Origin of the sequence: Salmonella sp. K21076 (genome assembly GCF_039650795.1) — a bacterium.
Lineage (GTDB): Bacteria > Pseudomonadota > Gammaproteobacteria > Enterobacterales > Enterobacteriaceae > Salmonella > Salmonella enterica.
On the sequence record NZ_JBCLYA010000011.1, the window covers coordinates 40,859 to 61,439 of the forward strand.

A 20,581-nucleotide genomic window follows, 5' to 3' on the forward strand; every position below is an offset into this window, starting at 1 on the left:
TTGCAGTTAATGGTGATTTACATCACATTATTCTTCATCTTCTTCCTGAAGTTCATCCCACATGGCCCCTATCGCATCACGCGTTAGCGGCGCCAGAGTGCGCCAGAATGGCGTAACGGCATGGGCTTCAACTTTACCGAGGAAGGTATTGCACCAGGGAAGCAGATAATCGGCAAATAAGGTTTCCAGCGCTTCACTTTCATCTTCGGCAGACTGATCTTCCAGCCAGGAGGCCGCGAGCAATAAAGTGCCAATGTGATCGGCAGGCGTATCGGCCAGCGGCATCCCTCGCGACGTTAAAAAAGCGCGCACCTCAGACTCTTCCGCGCCTTCGACCCACGCACTGCGGTATGGCGCTACCGCGCACTCTTCCCCAACAAATAACGCATTGTAATCAGTGGAAATCTGCGTGATATCGCAGCTTTTCTGTAAACGCGCCAGCATGTCATCCTGCTCCAGCGGCCAGTTTGCCGCCAGTTTACCTTCACGGATTAACGTAAACAGCGGAACCAGTAAAGGATCTTGCGGTTGGCGGTAAAACAACGATCCCAGCACACGGCACAGGATTGAAAACTCATTCATTGATATCTTCCCGTAAATAACGATTAAAGTTCGGCAAATTCCGGTACAGGCGCCATACCGCGTGATTCGAGAAAGGCCAGTAAGCGCTGCGGAGAGACGTTCAGGATTCGATCTTCCGGAAAATTCACCGCATCCAGAATTTTCCGGCATTCGGTGAAATCGCCAAGCGTAAAGGCCGTATGGGAATCAGAGCCTAACGCTACCCAGCCTCCCGCATCGCGTACGGCGGCAGCGACCGCGCGGCAATTATCTTCGCTTCCTTTACGCGAATGCAGAAAAGAAGAGTTGTTGATTTCCAGCGCTACATGGTGTTTCGCCGCCGCCTGCGCGATGGCTTTAACCTCCACTGGATACTTTGGATTTCCGGGGTGACTAATTATATGCACCTTGCCGCTGGCGATGGTCGCGATCATCGCCTGAGTATTGGTTTCTTTATCATGCGGCGCAAAAACGGGCTCATGAAAGCCTGCGATAATCAGATCCAGCGAGTCGAACATCTTTCCGGAACAATCAATTTCACCGTTAATATTCTTGATATTCGCCTCAATGCCACGCAGTATCCCCACGCCGTCAACCAGACGCGGCCAGATGCGCATGTTAATAAAATGCCAGTGATGCGGCGCATCTTCCATGTCCGGACCATGATCGGTAATCGCAAAAAGTTTAATGCCTTTGCGTTTGGCTTCCGCGATATAATCGCTCAGAGTACTGTAGGCATGAGTGCTGGCGACGGTATGCATATGCAGGTCAACGGGATACATTGCTCTCTCCTGTAGTCATTTCCGACAAGGATAGCAGGTATCGCCAGCGTTTTTTAGCGAAACCCGGCCCGCGCCGGGTTGATATCAATATCCTCTCGCCCGATCCACCTGCCCCGTCACCGGCTCTCCCTTCTCCAGCTGGGTAATGGTGCGGCTAATATAATCGATGGCTTCCGCCGGACGGGTGACTGCCGCAATGTGCGGCGTCATGGCGACTCGCGGATGGCGCCATAATGGACTTTCCTGCGGTAACGGTTCCTGGCTAAAGACATCCAACATCGCGCCTTTTAGCTTACCGCTATCAAGCGCAGCCAGCAGATCCGCCTCCTGAACATGAACGCCGCGCGCGAGATTCAGCACGTAAGCGCCATCCGGCAATTGATCCAACAATTCGCTATTAATAATTCCTACCGTTTGGGCCGTATTCGGCAGCAGATTAATCAGCACCCGCGTCTGGTTCAGGAAAGCGCGCAGTTCTTCACGCCCTACATAACTTTCCACGCCAGGCCAGGATTTGCGGCTACGACTCCAGCAACGTAACGGGAACCCCCACGCCTGTAGACTTTCTGCCACTTTTGCGCCCAGTACCCCTGCGCCTATGATACCGACGCTAAACTCTTCGCGGGTATATTCCGGCAACGGTTTCCATAGCGCCTGATTTTTCAGCGCCTGATAATCATCGAAACGACGGAACCAGTGTAATACCTGGCTGGCGGCATACTCCTGCATTTGCAGGCCCATTCCGGTATCTTCCAGACGGAATAGAGGAATGGAGGCGTCCAGCATTTCCGGATGCGCATTTAATTTACTCAGAATTGCATCCACCCCCGCGCCCAGCACAAAGACGGCTTTTAAGCGTCTTCCGGCCAGCATTTCAACCGGGGGCTGCCATACAAGCGCATAGTCTGCGGGGTTGTTATCACCGACCTTCCATTCACGAACGCGCGCATGTGGGAGAGCCTTCTCCAGCGCATTTACCCACCAGGCGGCGTTAAATGTCGGGTGATAAAAAATTATCTCCATGTTATCTCCTGAGCAGTATTGTGCGGAATGTGATTGCGCCTGTTATCAGCGTTTTCAACGGGATGTGCAGCATAGCAAATTTCCCGGCGCGGGCAAAAAAAGCAGTTTTCGCTTATTAAAGCCACAGATTGATGGAAGTTTGTATAAAAGCGCTTTTTTTTAAAAAAGTTGATTGACGTAGAAAGGATATTTCCCTACATTAGCGCCCGTTCCAGTAATGCTGGAGCGACAATTTGGTGAGGTGTCCGAGTGGCTGAAGGAGCACGCCTGGAAAGTGTGTATACGGCAACGTATCGGGGGTTCGAATCCCCCCCTCACCGCCATCTTCAAGTTGAGAGCCTGTACAGAAGTACAGGCTTTTTGCTTATATGTATCCCCCAAACCAAGGGGGGATGAGAACCACCGACCGGGGTTCGACAACTGGCGCAGCCAGTTGGACAGACCGGGCGCGCAGCGAACGGGCTGCCCGAAGGGCGAGCGCAGCGAGTCAATCCCCCCCTCACCGCCATATTTAAGAAAGAGCTCGTACGAATGTACGGGCTTTTTTTCGCATTAAGCCCCCGTCCATTGCCGGATGGCGGCACAGTTCACGGGCGCCTTATCCAGTCTACATAAGCGCAGCGCCACCGGCCAATAACACCACCATCCGGCTTTAAATTTTAGCCAAGAATTTCAGTGAGTTTAACTTTGCGCCCCTCGTTTGAAGAAAGCGTCGCAGCATCAGCGGTAGCAATGGCATTTGTCGCCGCTTCTCCCGTTAGCAATTTAGCAAACTCCTCGCCTGGCTCCAGACCGTTTATCACATCATGCAAGTACTGCATCTCCAGTTTCATAATTGATGAGAGCCACATCGGCGTACGTTTACCGGGTTTACCATAAGCGATTGCGCCATCCATCTCGCTGGATATGTTACCGTTGCGACGATCATCATCCTCCGCCTGGCTTTCATGCACAAGAAAGTGTGTTTTTTTGCCCGCTTTTATTAGATAACCAGCCGTGTTTTGCATATCAATGAGAATTGCACCTGTCGTGCCCTCAATTAATACATAGTGCTCAGGGTAGTGGAACGATGATCCCCACTGAAGTGTCGCGAAACGACCGCTTTCAAACTCAAGGGTGATTAGGACAACATCATCTTCATCACCAAATTTTTCACCTTTGTGCGCAACATTCCCCGCCGCCATTGAAACCAGGGATGGGGTTTCATCCATGATGAACAGTGTACAATCTAGCTCGTGAATGTGATGGTACAGATGCCCACCTGACTTTGCGCGAATCTTCTTCCATGAGATCTCATCCTGCACGTCTTCAAAACCATTACGTTTAGTGTGAACTTGTGTAACTTCACCGATTTCACCGGCTTTGATGAGCGCTTTAGCGTGGCGAACCCCGTGAAAAAAGTTCATAACGTGACCCGCCATAAAGGTAACACCAGCTTCTTTGCAGGCATCAACCATATCCTTACAATCCTGGTAATTTAAGGCGATAGGTTTTTCACAAAACACGTGTTTACCCGCTTTAGCCGCCGCAATGACCGGCGCTTTATGTAAGTAATTTGGTGAAGCAATAATTACGCAATCCACATCAGGATGGGTACAAAGCGCCTCCATCGTTGAAGTGGCGACACAGTTCAGCTCTTTCGCTATCGGAGCCGCATTTACCGGATCGTAAATCGCAGTGATTTTCGCCCCTTCAACCTTAGACATAAATCGCGCCAGTTCAGCGCCAAAATAACCTGTACCTATAACACCGTATTTCGTCATCATTTATCCTCTATTAAAATTCTTTTGTTGACTGAAACCTTTCACGACGTGCTTTTAGTCTATCCGGAATGGATAGGCCAATAATGAGTAGAATTGTTGCGGTCCAGAAAGCAACAATGAACGTTAGCGCAGCGCCTAGCCCCATTGTTATTCCAAGCCAGGTCGCCGCCATTGAATTGAATGTGCCTGATGTCGCAGCAAGATTATAAATAAGCCCGGTACCCAAACCACGAACCTCAAGAGGAAAGTAGTCGTAGAGAAATTTGGGAACCAGCCCGCCAACACCTACGTTAGTCGCCATTAAACCGAATAAACATGCGCCCAGCAGTAAATAATTATCTTGCGGAATTCTGAATAACGGGAAAATGAATAAAAAGGACATGAGAAGACCAATGCTGAACGTTTTCTTCAAACCAATTCTATCTGCGCACAGACCCCAAACGATATTTCCCAATACAGTGCCGAATGCCGCCGCCGTCATTAAATTAGAGACCACGCCCGTATCAAAGCCCTCTCCCGCCAAATATGTAGGCAGTAGACCAAAGATCGGCCAGTTTGCGCCGAAAATAGAGAACAGAACAATAAATACACATAATGTCAGTGGAAATTGAGCTCGATTAAATAGCCCTTTCATTGACAAAGAGAAAACTGACCAGGCACTTTGTGAATGCTTTCCGAGACCACTGAGTTTGGCTTCTTCCCACTCTTTAGATTCAGGAGCCCTGGCCCGGATGTAGATTACTAAAAGAACGGGTAGCAAACCGACAAAAAAAGCAGCACGCCAACCATACGCTTCGGCAAATGACGGCATAAAATAGGCTGCTATGATGTTACCAATACCGAAACCTGAAACCAGAAATGCGCTCGCTTTAGATTTTAAATGCTTTGGCCAACTTTCCACGGCATAAGTAGAAGCGCAAGCATACTTCCCCGCCATCCCCATACCGACAATAAAACGACTAAGCGTCAGCATAATTACACCGGAAGCCAGGCCACTTAACCCTGTACCTACAGAATAGGCAACTATCGACCACATCATTAACGGCTTACGGCCAAATTTGTCTGCCAGCAGACCAAATAGCGCCCCGCCAAATGGTCGCCCAATAAAGGCCGCTGTGGCAAGGAATGCGCCCTCCATATCTGTCAATCCTAAGTCAGCCTTGATCAGATACATAATGTAGAAAATCAGCATAAAGTCGAAGCCATCAAAAACGTAACCCAGCCATGCTGAAAATAAAGCATTTTTTTGTGGACGTGTTATCTCGCTATACCACGGGAAGAATTTTGCTATCACAATAAAACCCTTATTTGCTGTTACCGTCTGAAATGCTTACGGAATTAATTTTTAAGTCATATCAATTGCCGAATAAGACACTATCAACCGGCACTTTCCGACAACCGCCTGAGATCGTAGCTATGTAAGGCGTATATTCATTGTTTATCATCCTTGTTCGTAGCTACGTTAAGGACGTGAATACTCAAGACAAAGTCTAACGTTCTGTAACGTAGCTACGGGCTATAAGATTATCGATATGAATACTAAGCAAAGATTAGTACAGTAACTCTTTAACCTTTCTCAAAAGTGGTATTGTAATCCAACGCGATAACGGGTCTGTCTCTCATCGGTATTATTTCTCACCGCTACATTTCCGACCTCAACGTATGGTGTAAATGACTTATTCAGTTTCCAGGCTAAAGCCACATTATGTTCATAGTTTGTTTTTTTGTTATCAAATTTAATTTGATCGCTATCCATCCAGGTAAATTTATATTCCAATTTCAACTCATCAAAAACATAACCTATATAAGTATCAAATCTATTCGTTTTCTCATCATCATTATAGTTAGCTGTCTTCCTTGCATAGTCATAACGGTAACGACCAGCCATATAAACACCAGAATCAAAATTATATTGCGCCCTTAAATAAGGCTTATAAATTGAAGTGTCTGGACCGCTTTCAAATATAAATCCAGGCTGCAAAACAAAATGGTCCGTAACTTTATAATTATAACTTACGCCCAGTTCTATAGCGTTTGCGACGAGATCGCTTAAATGCTTATCCTGCTCACCATCTACTCCTCCCGATTTAACGCTGGCATCGACATAAAAACCAATGCCGTTAGGAAGCTTTTCAATTATAGCAATACGGTCTTTATTAATTCTGGTTCTATCAGCATATTCATGCCGATAATCAAGGGTTGCCGCTTGTAGATATGATGAAAATGCTATAAACGAAACCATACCCAGAAGATATCTGTTGATTTTCATAAAATACTCCGCTTATCAATTAACTTTATTTTTGTATTTAAAAAATTATTTTATTAATAAATTACCATCACGCATGGTAAAGGAGGTTACAGACGAAACAGGTTTCCCTTTAGCATTTTCACCACCAATAAGGAAAACTTCATCACCATAACTTACTGATACACCATAGCCGAGAGGTTGTTTCATTTTACCCATATATTGCCAATGGCCATTAATCAAACCATAGACTTCATCTCGCCATTTTTTATTTATCCCTTCGTGGGAATAAAACTTTCCATTAGTATAATTTTGTTTTGCTCCCGGAAAATTCGCGCCACCACCGACAAGCAGGACACCGTGGCTATAGCCCGAAAATGCTCCGGCCAACCCTTCCTGCTGTTGTTCTCCAGGCGATGGCGGTAACTGGCTGTTCTTCAACCATGTTAGCTTATCGTTATCCCACATGGCGCGGTAAATCACATCGGTACGTAAACCCGGTTTGAGCTCACCATTAATCAGCATCAAGAAATTATTTTCCATTACCGATGACGATCCTGCCGTCCCCGCGCCTGGCAGCTCACCGGCATTCTTCCATGTGTTCTCTTTAGCATTGTAGATAAATACGATTTTATTAAAAAAATAATCTTTGGCAGGTTTATTAAAATAATTATAGATGACTTTATTTTTTTCACTTTCATCCGCAGCCGCTATATCAATAAAATACTTATCAAAGATATGCTCATTAACCCCTCCGGTAATAAGTACCATCGTTTCGTTTAATTTTACTCCCGTATGCCCTGTTAATCCAACTGGAGATATAGTATCAACTTTTTGCCATGTATTTTTCACCGGTGAGTATTTGTACACATCGCTATAAACCTGCAACGGTGATTCACTGTTTTTTTTCCCTACGCCACCAAAAACATACAGCTTATCATTTAAAAATACCGACACGGATTGCTCACGAGCTCCACCAGGAAACGACTTTATACGCTCCCAGTCTTTATGTTGCTTTTTAAGATCAATTTTATACCAGGATGTCCCTGCGGTACCTAAGCCGACATAAATCACGCCATTATTATCAATAGCGCCAGTACCATTTTTCAGTGGTTCTGGTATATCAGGAAGCGTGGTTGCATATCCTGATGTGGTGATAGCAACTGATAAACATAGCGCCATTAGCGTCATCATTTTCTTAAAATTTTTCATCTGCATCCCCATGCGAAGAAATACAACTGGAGTAAAGCTTCATCATTAGTGATCTTATGGTGCATAATTTCAACAATGAAAATGACAAAATGTGACCAAGCGCTAAAAATAATTACATGGGGTTACCATGTGCGAGGTAAAAGCACACTATGGTGATGTTAGAAGTGATTATGGGTGACCTGTTATGGGCAAACTCATTAGTGATTGCATTCTGAATAAATACAACAAGAATTATGTGATGCATTTCATACTGGCTATCCCGTGGCGTATAAGCTCCTTCTGAGCATTTTATCTTTATGCCGGAAGCAGTTAATAAAATACAGCATGCTGCCGTCAGAATGAATTGTATTTGTCTTGTAGCTTCAGGTTATAGCCTCAAATCCGCTGGCGCAGTAATTGAATGACAAACATACCTTATGACTGTGTTCACATTTTTCTATCTTTTTGCTTGATGCAGCAACACTCCACAACATAATATAAAACGGAGTAAAACTTCAAAATATATAAGGCGGAACTGGATGTCACTATTAGCCAGGCTGGAACAAAGTGTACACGAAAACGGTGGGCTGATTGTCTCATGCCAACCGGTACCAGGCAGCCCTATGGATAAACCTGAAATTGTGGCTGCAATGGCACAGGCAGCGGCTTCGGCGGGTGCGGTCGCTGTGCGCATTGAAGGCATTGAGAATCTGCGGACTGTTCGTCCCCATCTTTCTGTTCCTATTATTGGGATAATTAAACGTGACCTTACAGGGTCGCCAGTCCGTATCACTCCATATTTACAGGATGTTGACGCCCTGGCGCAGGCAGGTGCCGATATTATCGCTTTTGATGCCTCATTCCGCTCTCGCCCGGTTGATATTGATAGTTTACTGACACGTATTCGCCTGCATGGATTACTGGCGATGGCAGACTGTTCAACCGTGAATGAAGGCATAAGTTGCCATCAGAAAGGAATCGAATTCATTGGTACAACACTGTCTGGCTATACCGGTCCCATCACGCCGGTTGAGCCAGATTTGGCAATGGTGACACAACTGAGTCATGCAGGTTGTCGTGTTATTGCCGAGGGGCGCTATAACACGCCTGCACTGGCGGCCAATGCTATTGAGCATGGTGCCTGGGCAGTTACCGTTGGTTCCGCTATCACCCGTATCGAGCATATCTGTCAGTGGTTCAGTCACGCAGTAAAACGCTGAACAGGAAAAGAAAATGAACACGCTTACTATTGATATTTATGTCTCAGAGAATAATCCGACGTTAAGAATGCTATCGGCAAATACGATACCCAGGCCTGAAGCCTGTTTGAACGCAATATCGGATAGCTGCTATTTCAGGTATCCGGCAGGACATACGTCTGGGCATCACCATTGGTGGAGCATAAATGCTCTGCCTTTTACATCTCATGATTAGCGTCATTGAGATTAACAAAAACTATTGCTTGATCTGAATATCGTATCGTCTGAATGATGGGAAGATAAAAATACACAGACGATGACCGCAACGCTACTCAAAACCATAAGCAGGAAAGAACTATGATTACACATTCTTTCGGCATCGTTAATTATTTTGTATTATTTGGCTACCTCCTGGCCATGATGTTAGTCGGTGTCTATTTTTCCAGACGGCAAAAAACAGCAGACGATTATTTTCGCGGTGGTGGCCGGGTTCCTGGTTGGGCGGCTGGGGTCAGTGTATTTGCTACTACGTTAAGCTCAATTACATTTATGTCAATTCCTGCCAAAGCGTTTACTTCCGACTGGACGTTTATCATTGGTCAGTATCTGGCTATCGCAATTTTACCGCTGGTTTTTTATTTCTATATTCCGTTTTTTCGGAAATTGAAAGTCACATCAGCCTATGAATATCTCGAAGCACGGTTCGATGTGCGCTGCCGTCTGTTCGCCAGCATGTCATTTATGTTGTTTCATATTGGACGTATCGCCATTATCACTTTCCTCACCGTGCTGGCCTTGCGCCCCTTCATCGCTATAGACCCGGTGATTTTGGTACTGTTGATTAGTGTGATGTGTATCATTTATACCTGGATGGGGGGGAATTGAAGGAGTAATATGGACTGATGTTATTCAAGGTCTCTTACTTTCTGGCAGCGCGATACTGATTTTTATAGTGATATGTCTCAAAGTCCAGGGCGGCATTGGTGAAATTTTTACGGTGACGCAGCAGGCGGATAAATTCTTTCCGGCTACGCAGTTCCACTGGAGCTGGACGGAAAGCACAGTACCTGTATTGATGATTGGTTTTCTGTTTGCCAATATTCAGCAATTTACTGCCAGTCAGGATGTGGTCCAACGCTATATCGTGACTGACTCCATAGAGGAAACGAAGAAAACATTACTTACAAATGCCAAACTGGTTGCTGTGATCCCTGTTTTCTTTTTTGCTATCGGCTCGGCATTATTTGTCTACTATCAGCAACATCCACAATTATTACCGGCGGGATTCAACACTGGCGGCATTTTGCCCTTATTCGTGGTCACCGAAATGCCAGTCGGCATTGCAGGGTTGATAATCTCCGCTATTTTCGCTGCCGCGCAGTCCAGCATCTCCAGCAGCTTAAACAGCATTTCCAGTTGTTTTAATTCCGATATCTATCAGCGTTTGAGTCATAAAAAAGGAACGCCAGAAAACCGTATGAAAATAGCTAAGTTAGTTATTCTGGTCGCGGGCCTGATAAGTAGCGCGGCCTCGGTATGGCTGGTCATGGCCGATGAATCAGAAATCTGGGATGCATTTAATAGTCTGATAGGTCTGATGGGAGGGCCAATGACCGGTCTGTTCATGCTGGGCATTTTCTTTAAACGAGCAAATGCCGGGAGTGCGGTTTTAGGAATTATTATCAGCGTCATTACCGTGCTGGGCACACGCTATGCCACTGACCTTAACTTCTTCTTTTATGGGGTCATTGGCTCGCTAAGCGTGGTGATCAGCGGCGTTATTTTCGCCCCGTTATTTGCCCCGGCACCGCCATTGACGCTGGATGAAAAACCTGAACCAAAGGTGACATTATGATTTCATGATACCACGCTATACCGACACAGCACACGGTGACGCCAACGCGCGGGGCGACAATACCGGGCCAGATATAAACCATCCGACAGATGGCGCGCTATAAACACCGTAAGAGCAAACAGATTACTCTCCAGTGATGTTCTGTCATAAGTTGGCAACGCGATGTAAATATTCCCCCTCCTTTACTTACATCGCGCTTTTTTTCATGCCGCAGACTTGATAGGCTCTGCTCTGTTCGATATTGCAGGCTTTGTGCCGCAATCAGCCCTCAAGAGCAGGAACTATATGGAGCCTCAACCCCCACGTCTTAAACCCGGAAAAATCCTTGACACTCTGGGTGCTATGCAAAAAAGCCTGACACGTGCCTCCCAGCGTATTGCGCAATATATTTTAGCCTTCCCCAGACAGGTGACACAGTCATCTATTGCCGATTTGTCGCGCGACACACAGGCCGGAGAAGCCACGGTTATTCGCTTTTGTCGCACCCTGGGCTATAAAGGTTTTCAGGATTTTAAAATGGACCTGGCCATTGAACTTGCCACTACCGAGTCTGATGACAGTAGTCCTCTACTGGATGCCGAAGTTAGCGAATCCGACGATGCCCACGCCATTGGTTTAAAATTGCAGAACACCATTAGTAATGTATTATCTGAAACGCTAAATCTGCTTGATATGCAACAGGTTCTCGGTGTCGTGGACGCCCTACGTCACTGTCACTCAGTTTATATCTTTGGTGTGGGCTCATCGGGGATCACGGCGCTGGATATGAAACACAAGCTAATGCGTATTGGTTTACGGGGCGATGCGGTAAGCAATAACCATTTTATGTACATGCAGGCTACGCTATTAAAAGCAGGCGATGTCGCGATGGGTGTCAGTCACTCGGGCACATCGCCAGAAACAGTGCATTCACTCCGATTGGCCCGACAGGCTGGCGCCACCACAGTCGCCATTACCCATAATCTGGGTTCTCCATTATGTGAAGAGGCCGATTTTTGCCTGATCAATGGTAATCGGCAAGGAATGTTGCAGGGTGACTCGATCGGTACGAAAGCCGCGCAGCTTTTCGTCTTTGACCTGCTCTATACCCTTCTTGTACAGTCCTCGCCGGAACAGGCCCGAGAAAGCAAATTACGGACAATGAATGCCCTGGACATGACAAAATAATTCCCTTCACGTACAGGCGTCATTTTCCTTTTTTGTCCATGAGTCTGCTGGACGCTTTATAGACAACAAAGCCCGGTCTCCCGGGCTCTGAAAGTCAATGCTATATTAGCTGTATGCGTGGAGCGTTCGCTGACAAAGCGCCGAGCGCACGCAGTCGTCTTTGTTGAAATGCACAATCCCCACCATTTCATCTTCTTCAAAGCGTTCCAACGCATCACTCAACCCGGAACGCACACCGCGCGGCAGGTCGCATTGCGTAATATCGCCATTGACAATGACCGTGACATTTTCGCCTAATCGCGTCAAAAACATTTTCATTTGCGCCGCAGTCACATTTTGCGCCTCGTCGAGGATCACGACCGCATTTTCAAAAGTACGCCCACGCATATAGGCGAACGGGGCAATTTCTACCTTACCGATTTCCGGGCGCAAACAATATTGCATAAAGGACGCGCCCAACCGTTTAAGCAGGACATCGTAGACGGGACGAAAATAAGGCGCGAATTTTTCAGCGATATCACCGGGCAAAAAACCAAGATCTTCATCAGCCTGCAATACCGGACGCGTCACAATGATCCTCTCGACGTCCTTATGAATCAATGCTTCTGCCGCCTTTGCCGCACTGATCCATGTTTTTCCGCAGCCGGCTTCGCCGGTCGCAAAAATAAGCTGTTTACTGTCGATAGCGTTCAGATAATGCGCCTGTGCTTCATTTCGCGCCTTAACAGGAGAGGTATCGCGACTATCGCGCGCCATGCCAATGGCTTCTACTCCGCCCATCTGTACCAGTGACGTGACCGATTCTTCTTCACGTTGCTTATGACTACGCGAATCTCGTCTCAACACACGCTTTGCTTCACGACGAGCTTTGATCACTGCTTTTTGTCTTCCCATGGATAGCACCTTGAGTTGTAGGTATACATCACCCGCGTTCTCTTGAACGCGATTATGCGCACACACATCTGAGGGTTGGCTTCCTTGTAAGCCTTAGCTTGCTTTTTGAAACGACGCCACACACGGCTACGCGCACCACATATGGCGTCATGGGTATGGACAGTAAGGGAAATGATGAGAGCTTTTAAGATGACAAGACCACCACCGGAGAGAGAATGTCCGTACAGGGTGTTGTAACTACTGTAAACAATGTGTCCTGGTGCGGACATTACCATTCGCGATCTCCATAGTGAGTGACCATCACTGCCGGGGAACTACCGCTATTACTACTAAGTACAACACAAAACATCAATAATGCAACAATATATTCACCAAACATTAACCAAACATTATTGCGTCATTGTCAGTCTCTTACAGAAAGATTACACAATTATTTCATTGGCAGGAGACTAAAAAAGATAATCATTAGCTACTATGGGTATTAATGGTGAAAACACCCATAACCCATTGAATATTCAACATATAAAAGATTAAAACGGAGTAATTAACGTGTCCTCTCTCCCATCGCTAAAACGGCATTATTTATGCAAAATTTTGTGCGGCATACTTACGCCAGTAACGCTGACTCGTTTTAATTTTTGTCATTACTCTATTGCGTCAAGGCTATTGGTACCATTAACAGGCGATTTCATATATGGTCAGTTAGTGATTACTCGAGACGTATTACGGCCGCGTTAACGGCGCTCAAGGGCTAAAAATAGTTTGAGAGAGCGTCCTCATTTACCTGAACACCTTCAGTCAATCGGTCCGGGACTTATCAGAGGACCAGGCAGGCGTATAACGCCGCCTGGTAAAATATATCCGATGGCAATAATGCTATCGGACATGTCGGTTATTCCGCCTGTAGCTTCGACGGCGGCGCGGAATGATAATGCGCGTCCGCTTTTGCAAAGCGTTCCTGCATCGTTGCTGTCGGCGCTTTGCCAAGCAGGCTAAAGATTACGATCCCCAGGCTGCCGAAAATGAAGCCAGGGATAATCTCATACAGATCCAGCCAGCCATATTGTTTCCAGACGATAACCGTCACCGCGCCAATAATCATTCCCGCCAGCGCGCCGTTACGTGTCATACGCGACCACATCACAGAAAACAGGACAACAGGTCCAAATGCCGCGCCGAATCCAGCCCAGGCGTAGCTCACCAGCCCCAGCACACGGTTATCAGGATTCGCCGCCAGCGCAATGGCGATCAGCGCTACCACCAGCACCATCACTCGCCCTACCCATACCAGCTCTTGCTGGCTGGCGCTTTTACGCAGAAAAGCCTTATATAAATCTTCCGTAATCGCGCTGGAGCATACCAGCAACTGACAGCTCAACGTCGACATCACCGCCGCCAGGATAGCAGACAGCAGAACACCGGCAATCCACGGGTTAAACAGGATCTGCGCCAGTTCAATAAATACGCGTTCTGAGTTTTGGTTCACCGCCCCGGCCAGCGCGGGGTTATTGTTAAAGTACGCAATGCCAAAGAAGCCCACCGCCACCGCGCCCGCCAGACACAGAATCATCCAGGTCATACTGATACGACGCGCATGAACAATACTGTGATGGGAATCCGCCGCCATAAAGCGCGCCAGGATATGCGGCTGACCGAAGTAACCCAGCCCCCAGCCCATCAGAGAAATAATAGCGACAAAATTCAGCCCCTTGAGCATGTCGACATTCTCGATGCTCTTTTGCTTGATCACTTCCAGCGACTCGCTAAAACCGCCTACGCCGACAATAACCATCACCGGCGTCAGGATTAACGCAAAAATCATCAGGCTGGCCTGAACGGTATCCGTCCAGCTAACGGCAAGAAACCCGCCGATAAAGGTATAAATAATGGTTGCCGCGGCCCCCGCCCACAGTGCGGTTTCATAGCTCATACCGAAGGTGCTTTCGAACAGTCGTGCCCCAGCGACAATACCTGATGCGCAATAGATAGTGAAAAACAGCAGAATGACCAGCGCGGAAATAATACGCAGGACTCGGCTCTTATCCTCAAACCGACCGGTAAAATAGTCCGGCAGCGTGAGCGCGTTATTGTTAAATTCGGTATGCACGCGCAGGCGCCCGGCCACCAGCTTCCAGTTAATCCATGCGCCTAACGTCAGGCCAATGGCGATCCAGCTTTCAGAGATCCCCGACAGAAAGATAGCGCCAGGCAGCCCCATTAACAGCCAGCCGCTCATATCCGACGCGCCGGCTGATAAAGCCGTAACAAACGGCCCCAGGCTGCGACCGCCAAGAATATAGTCATCAAAGTTTTTGGTTGAGCGCCAGGCGATAAACCCAATCAATATCATGCCAAAAATATAGACACAGAATGTCACCAACATCGGTGTGCTAATAGCCATCAAGGTTCTCCAAATTTATTTATTGGCACTACCGTAGCGTGCCGTTTTGTACCCTGCCGGAACGTGGCAAGGGTGTTATGTTTACCAGGGCGACCGTATCCTGCCGGAATCGGTGGTTATTCACAATCGATTTAACACACCATTTACATCAAATTTGATTGCAGAGGGATACTATTTTTCTCCAGGTTGCACTCTCTCACATTTTTTGCGGTTGCACCTTTTAAAAGTGTTAACTACCGCAGAGAAAATAAATCCAGATGGTTTTCCCCGTCAGACTCCCACTTTCTTTTTTTAACAATTTATTCATTTTTAAGCTTGCAACGCAGGTCACATTTAACGCGGTTGCACAAAGTTGCAATATAGTGGATATTTTCCGCTAACTATTGGTTAGCAGATAGAGCGAATAACAGGAGTAGAGGGTATGGGAACCACCACGATGGGGGTTAAGCTGGACGACGCCACGCGCGAACGGATCAAAATGGCCGCGTCGCGTATCGATCGCACGCCGCACTGGTTAATAAAACAGGCAATCTTTAGCTATCTGGACAAGCTGGAAAATAGCGATACGCTACCGGAGCTACCTGCGCTGTTTGCCGGCGCGGCAAATGAAAGCGAGGAGCCGGTCGCGCCGCAGGATGAGCCGCATCAGCCCTTTCTGGAGTTTGCCGAACAGATTCTTCCCCAATCCGTCTCTCGCGCCGCCATCACCGCCGCCTGGCGCCGCCCGGAAACCGATGCGGTGTCAATGCTAATGGAACAGGCGCGCCTGTCGCCGCCTGTCGCTGAGCAGGCGCATAAACTGGCGTATCAACTGGCGGAGAAATTGCGCAATCAAAAATCCGCCAGCGGTCGCGCGGGTATGGTGCAAGGCCTGTTGCAGGAGTTTTCCCTCTCTTCGCAAGAAGGCGTAGCGCTGATGTGTCTGGCGGAAGCGCTGCTGCGTATTCCCGACAAAGCTACGCGCGATGCGTTAATTCGCGACAAAATCAGTAATGGCAACTGGCAGTCGCATATTGGCCGTAGCCCGTCGCTGTTTGTAAACGCCGCCACCTGGGGGCTGCTCTTTACCGGCCGACTGGTCTCAACGCATAACGAAGCCAATCTTTCGCGCTCGCTGAACCGCATTATCGGCAAGAGCGGCGAACCGTTAATCCGCAAAGGCGTCGACATGGCGATGCGTTTAATGGGCGAGCAGTTCGTGACTGGCGAAACCATTGCTCAGGCGCTGGCGAATGCCCGAAAACTGGAAGAGAAAGGGTTCCGCTATTCTTACGATATGCTGGGCGAAGCCGCGTTAACCGCCGCCGATGCGCAGGCCTATATGGTCTCTTACCAGCAAGCGATTCATGCCATCGGCAAAGCGTCTAACGGTCGCGGTATTTACGAAGGGCCAGGCATCTCGATTAAGCTGTCCGCCCTGCATCCACGCTATAGTCGCGCGCAATACGATCGGGTAATGGAGGAGCTTTATCCGCGCCTGAAATCCCTGACGCTGCTGGCGCGCCAGTATGATATCGGTCTCAATATCGACGCCGAAGAGGCGGATCGTCTGGAGATCTCGCTTGATCTGCTGGAAAAACTCTGCTTCGAACCCGAACTGGCGGGCTGGAACGGCATTGGCTTTGTGATTCAGGCTTACCAGAAACGCTGCCCGCTGGTCATTGATTATTTAGTCGATCTGGCCTCCCGTAGCCGCCGTCGGCTGATGATTCGTCTGGTGAAAGGCGCCTACTGGGATAGCGAGATCAAACGCGCGCAAATGGAAGGGCTGGAGGGCTATCCAGTTTATACCCGCAAAGTGTATACCGATGTCTCTTATCTGGCCTGCGCGAAAAAACTGCTCGCCGTCCCTAATCTGATCTACCCGCAGTTCGCGACCCATAACGCTCACACACTGGCGGCGATTTATCATCTGGCCGGGCAAAATTACTATCCGGGTCAGTACGAATTCCAGTGCCTGCACGGCATGGGAGAACCGCTGTATGAACAGGTCACCGGTAAAGTGGGGGACGGAAAACTTAACCGTCCCTGCCGTATTTACGCGCCGGTGGGAACACACGAAACCCTGCTGGCCTATCTGGTACGACGCCTGCTGGAAAACGGCGCCAACACCTCTTTTGTCAACCGCATCGCCGATGCCACCCTACCGCTCGATGAACTGGTGGCCGACCCGGTCGAGGCCGTGGAAAAACTGGCGCAGCAGGAAGGTCAGGCTGGCATACCGCATCCAAAAATTCCGCTGCCGCGCGATCTGTACGGCGAAGGTCGGATAAACTCCGCCGGACTTGATTTAGCGAATGAACATCGCCTCGCCTCGCTTTCTTCTGCCCTGTTAAGCAACGCCATGCAGAAATGGCAGGCCAAACCTGTGCTGGAACAACCGGTGGCCGACGGTGAGATGACGCCGGTTATCAACCCGGCGGAACCGAAAGATATTGTTGGCTGGGGACGCGAAGCGACAGAAAGCGAGGTTGAACAGGCGTTGCAAAACGCGGTCAATCAGGCGCCGGTTTGGTTTGCGACGCCGCCGCAAGAACGCGCCGCTATTTTGCAGCGGGCGGCGGTATTGATGGAAGACCAAATGCAGCAGTTGATTGGCCTGTTGGTGCGTGAAGCGGGGAAAACGTTCAGCAACGCCATTGCCGAAGTGCGCGAAGCGGTAGACTTCCTCCATTATTATGCCGGTCAAGTGCGTGACGATTTCGATAACGAAACGCATCGCCCGTTAGGGCCGGTGGTCTGTATCAGTCCGTGGAACTTTCCGCTGGCCATTTTCACTGGCCAAATCGCCGCCGCGCTGGCGGCAGGTAACAGCGTTCTGGCGAAACCGGCAGAGCAGACATCGCTGATTGCCGCCCAGGGCATTGCCATTTTGCTGGAAGCGGGCGTACCGCCGGGCGTCGTGCAACTGTTGCCGGGACGGGGAGAAACCGTCGGCGCCCAGCTTACCGCCGATGCGCGTGTACGCGGCGTGATGTTTACCGGTTCCACGGAGGTCGCGACGTTGTTGCAGCGCAACATCGCCACGCGTCTTGACGCCCAGGGGCGCCCTATTCCGTTGATTGCGGAAACCGGCGGTATGAACGCTATGATTGTCGACTCTTCCGCGCTCACCGAGCAGGTGGTCGTGGATGTGCTGGCTTCCGCCTTCGACAGCGCCGGACAACGCTGTTCCGCGCTCCGCGTGCTGTGTTTGCAGGACGATATCGCCGAACATACGCTGAAAATGTTACGCGGCGCGATGGCGGAGTGTCGGATGGGGAATCCAGGCCGTCTGACGACCGATATCGGGCCGGTGATCGATAGCGAGGCCAAAGCCAACATTGAACGTCATATCCAGACGATGCGCGCCAAAGGCCGCCCGGTTTTCCAGGCCGCGCGTGAAAACAGCGATGACGCGCAGGAATGGCAGACCGGTACGTTTGTTATGCCCACGCTTATTGAGCTGGAAAACTTCGCAGAACTGGAAAAAGAGGTCTTCGGGCCCGTGCTGCACGTCGTGCGTTATAACCGTAACCAACTGGCGGAGCTTATCGAACAGATTAACGCTTCCGGCTACGGGCTAACGCTGGGCGTACATACCCGTATTGATGAAACCATTGCGCAAGTCACCGGTTCCGCCCATGTCGGCAACCTGTACGTTAACCGTAATATGGTGGGCGCGGTCGTCGGCGTCCAGCCGTTTGGCGGCGAAGGCCTGTCCGGCACCGGGCCAAAAGCGGGAGGGCCGCTCTATCTCTACCGCCTGCTGGCACACCGCCCGCCCAATGCGCTCAATACGACGCTGACTCGTCAGGATGCGCGTTACCCGGTGGATGCGCAGCTTAAAACCACGCTACTCGCGCCGTTGACCGCTCTGACGCAATGGGCGGCGGATCGCCCGGCGCTACAGACGCTCTGCCGACAATTCGCCGATCTGGCGCAGGCCGGCACGCAGCGCCTGCTACCGGGGCCGACCGGCGAGCGTAATACCTGGACGCTGTTGCCGCGTGAACGGGTGTTATGCCTGGCTGATGATGAACAGGACGCGTTGACGCAGCTTGCCGCCGTTCTCGCCGTCGGCAGTCAGGCGCTATGGTCAGACGACGCCTTCCACCGCGATCTGGCGAAACGTCTCCCCGCCGCCGTCGCGGCGCGTGTCCAGTTTGCGAAAGCGGAAACGCTGATGGCGCAGCCGTTTGACGCGGTGATTTTCCACGGCGACTCCGACAAGCTGCGAACCGTGTGCGAAGCCGTCGCCGCCCGCGAAGGCGCGATAGTGTCGGTACAGGGGTTCGCCCGCGGCGAAAGCAATATGCTGCTGGAACGGCTCTATATTGAACGTTCGCTGAGCGTAAACACTGCCGCCGCTGGCGGTAATGCCAGCCTGATGACAATTGGCTAATACTGTGGTTAATTAAGGCTCCGTCAATGGAGCCTTTTTACTCGCGTCAGAGGACCGTATGAAACGAATTTTCCTTACCTGCGCGGCGTTGTTGTTCAGCAGTCAGGCGTTGGCCGATGAGTGTGCCAGCGCCAGTACGCAGCTGGAAATGAATCGCTGCGCCGCCGCGCAATACCAGGCGGCAGATAAAAAGCTGAACGAAACCTATCAAAGCGCGATTAAGCGTGCGCAACCGCCGCAGCGTGAGCTATTGCAAAAAGCGCAGGTGGCATGGATTGCCCTGCGCGACGCCGATTGCGCGCTGATTCGCTCAGGTACGGAGGGCGGCAGCGTTCAACCCATGATCGCCAGCCAGTGCCTGACCGATAAAACGAACGAACGCGAAGCGTTTTTAGCCTCGCTGCTGCAATGTGAAGAGGGTGATTTGAGCTGCCCACTGCCGCCAGCCGGTTAACGCACGCGAATCCCTTCAATAATAATGCGCTGAACGCTTTCGACCGTTTGGTTGAAAAAGGCTTCATCGCGAAGCGTCGCGCCGGTTACCGCTTCAACCTGAGGGGCGAAATCGGCGTAATGTTGCGTGGCGGCCCAAATCATGAAGATCAAATGATGCGGAGAAACGGGCGCGAGTTTCCCGCTGTGCACCCATCCGGCAATCAGCGCGGATTTTTCATCTATCAACGCTTTTAGATCGCCGGTCAGTTCATCCATTAAGAGCGGCGCGCCCGCCAGCATCTCCATGCAGAAGAGCCGCGACGCCTGCGGATAATCACGCGAAACCTCCAGCTTGAGACGGATATACTCTTTGATGGCCTCCAGAGGGGAAAATTCTGCGCGAAACGCCTTGAGCGGCGCCAACCAGACATCCAGAATCTGTCGCATTACCGCGACATACAGCGCCTCTTTCGAGGGATAATAATAAAGCAGATTGGTTTTGGAGACGCCTGCCCGCTCGGCGACCTGTTCAAGACGCGCGCCATGAATGCCATACTGGGAAAAAACGGCAAGCGCGGCGGTTAAGATAAGCTGCCGTTTTGCACCGGTGGCCTGCGAACGTTTCCCGATTTTTTTCTCTGTGCGTTGCGACATGCGCCCTCTCCTTTTCGTCAGGACGCA

The 20,581-nt window shown here is 49.8% G+C and carries 14 protein-coding genes, 1 tRNA gene, 1 other RNA gene and 1 pseudogene; 7 read left to right on the forward strand and 10 right to left on the reverse strand.

Annotated features, from left to right (window positions below; translation table 11 throughout):
* Nucleotides 1-27 precede the first annotated feature (27 nt).
* From AAYN39_RS05580 to ghrA, 3 genes are all read right to left on the reverse strand, one after another.
* Nucleotides 28-582, reverse strand: coding sequence for a molecular chaperone (locus tag AAYN39_RS05580; protein ID WP_001001883.1), 555 nt, complete (start codon nucleotides 580-582; stop codon nucleotides 28-30).
* Nucleotides 583-605: 23 nt separating this feature from the next.
* Entirely contained in the window at nucleotides 606-1,343 is a 738-nt protein-coding gene (locus AAYN39_RS05585) for a phosphatase (protein ID WP_000283643.1), read from the reverse strand.
* 84 nt (nucleotides 1,344-1,427) lie between these two features.
* A complete protein-coding gene (gene ghrA, locus AAYN39_RS05590) occupies nucleotides 1,428-2,366 on the reverse strand; it encodes a glyoxylate/hydroxypyruvate reductase GhrA (protein WP_000402555.1) in 939 nt (312 codons plus the stop codon).
* A 235-nt stretch (nucleotides 2,367-2,601) separates the two neighbouring features.
* On the opposite strand from ghrA, the gene AAYN39_RS05595 reads away from it, so the two are divergent.
* Nucleotides 2,602-2,689 (forward strand) — tRNA-Ser (locus tag AAYN39_RS05595).
* A gap of 48 nt (nucleotides 2,690-2,737) precedes the next feature.
* Nucleotides 2,738-2,874: non-coding RNA, RtT sRNA (locus tag AAYN39_RS05600), on the forward strand.
* Between the two features lie 151 nt (nucleotides 2,875-3,025).
* Here the strand turns inward: AAYN39_RS05600 and AAYN39_RS05605 are convergent.
* The 4 genes from AAYN39_RS05605 to AAYN39_RS05620 all read right to left on the reverse strand — a co-directional run bounded on the left by AAYN39_RS05605 (nucleotide 3,026) and on the right by AAYN39_RS05620 (nucleotide 7,598).
* Complete coding sequence (locus AAYN39_RS05605; protein ID WP_001779729.1) at nucleotides 3,026-4,132, reverse strand: Gfo/Idh/MocA family oxidoreductase; 1,107 nt, start codon at nucleotides 4,130-4,132, stop codon at nucleotides 3,026-3,028.
* A gap of 10 nt (nucleotides 4,133-4,142) precedes the next feature.
* Nucleotides 4,143-5,423, reverse strand: coding sequence for an MFS transporter (locus AAYN39_RS05610; protein WP_000560763.1), 1,281 nt, complete (start codon nucleotides 5,421-5,423; stop codon nucleotides 4,143-4,145).
* Between the two features lie 282 nt (nucleotides 5,424-5,705).
* Nucleotides 5,706-6,398, reverse strand: a complete 693-nt coding sequence (locus AAYN39_RS05615; RefSeq protein WP_000700857.1) for an oligogalacturonate-specific porin KdgM family protein — start codon at nucleotides 6,396-6,398, stop codon at nucleotides 5,706-5,708.
* Between the two features lie 45 nt (nucleotides 6,399-6,443).
* Nucleotides 6,444-7,598 carry an N-acetylneuraminate epimerase gene (locus AAYN39_RS05620; protein WP_000525766.1) on the reverse strand — a complete coding sequence of 385 codons (1,155 nt, stop codon included), beginning with the start codon at nucleotides 7,596-7,598 and terminating at the stop codon, nucleotides 6,444-6,446.
* 506 nt (nucleotides 7,599-8,104) lie between these two features.
* On the opposite strand from AAYN39_RS05620, the gene AAYN39_RS05625 reads away from it, so the two are divergent.
* The 3 genes and pseudogenes from AAYN39_RS05625 to AAYN39_RS05635 all read left to right on the forward strand — a co-directional run bounded on the left by AAYN39_RS05625 (nucleotide 8,105) and on the right by AAYN39_RS05635 (nucleotide 11,786).
* Nucleotides 8,105-8,785 (forward strand): N-acetylmannosamine-6-phosphate 2-epimerase, encoded by a 681-nt coding sequence (locus AAYN39_RS05625; protein WP_000054243.1) that lies wholly within the window; start codon nucleotides 8,105-8,107, stop codon nucleotides 8,783-8,785.
* A gap of 336 nt (nucleotides 8,786-9,121) precedes the next feature.
* Nucleotides 9,122-10,619: pseudogene (locus AAYN39_RS05630) on the forward strand (sodium:solute symporter).
* A gap of 285 nt (nucleotides 10,620-10,904) precedes the next feature.
* On the forward strand, nucleotides 10,905-11,786 hold the full coding sequence (locus AAYN39_RS05635; protein WP_000433673.1) for a MurR/RpiR family transcriptional regulator: 882 nt from the start codon (nucleotides 10,905-10,907) through the stop codon (nucleotides 11,784-11,786).
* A gap of 105 nt (nucleotides 11,787-11,891) precedes the next feature.
* Here AAYN39_RS05635 and phoH read toward each other — a convergent pair whose 3' ends face one another.
* Both phoH and putP read right to left on the reverse strand, forming a co-directional pair.
* Complete coding sequence (phoH, locus tag AAYN39_RS05640) at nucleotides 11,892-12,680, reverse strand: phosphate starvation-inducible protein PhoH (RefSeq protein WP_000533527.1); 789 nt, start codon at nucleotides 12,678-12,680, stop codon at nucleotides 11,892-11,894.
* 892 nt (nucleotides 12,681-13,572) lie between these two features.
* Nucleotides 13,573-15,081, reverse strand: coding sequence for a sodium/proline symporter PutP (gene putP / locus AAYN39_RS05645; protein ID WP_001018468.1), 1,509 nt, complete (start codon nucleotides 15,079-15,081; stop codon nucleotides 13,573-13,575).
* Nucleotides 15,082-15,502: 421 nt separating this feature from the next.
* Between putP and putA the strand changes: the two genes are divergently transcribed.
* Nucleotides 15,503-19,465, forward strand: a complete 3,963-nt coding sequence (gene putA, locus AAYN39_RS05650) for a trifunctional transcriptional regulator/proline dehydrogenase/L-glutamate gamma-semialdehyde dehydrogenase (protein ID WP_000537509.1) — start codon at nucleotides 15,503-15,505, stop codon at nucleotides 19,463-19,465.
* Between the two features lie 58 nt (nucleotides 19,466-19,523).
* Nucleotides 19,524-19,919 carry a lysozyme inhibitor LprI family protein gene (locus tag AAYN39_RS05655; protein WP_000821059.1) on the forward strand — a complete coding sequence of 132 codons (396 nt, stop codon included), beginning with the start codon at nucleotides 19,524-19,526 and terminating at the stop codon, nucleotides 19,917-19,919.
* Here AAYN39_RS05655 and rutR read toward each other — a convergent pair.
* Nucleotides 19,916-20,554 (reverse strand): HTH-type transcriptional regulator RutR, encoded by a 639-nt coding sequence (rutR, locus tag AAYN39_RS05660; RefSeq protein WP_000083125.1) that lies wholly within the window; start codon nucleotides 20,552-20,554, stop codon nucleotides 19,916-19,918. The genes AAYN39_RS05655 and rutR overlap by 4 nt on opposite strands.
* Nucleotides 20,555-20,581: the final 27 nt, after the last annotated feature.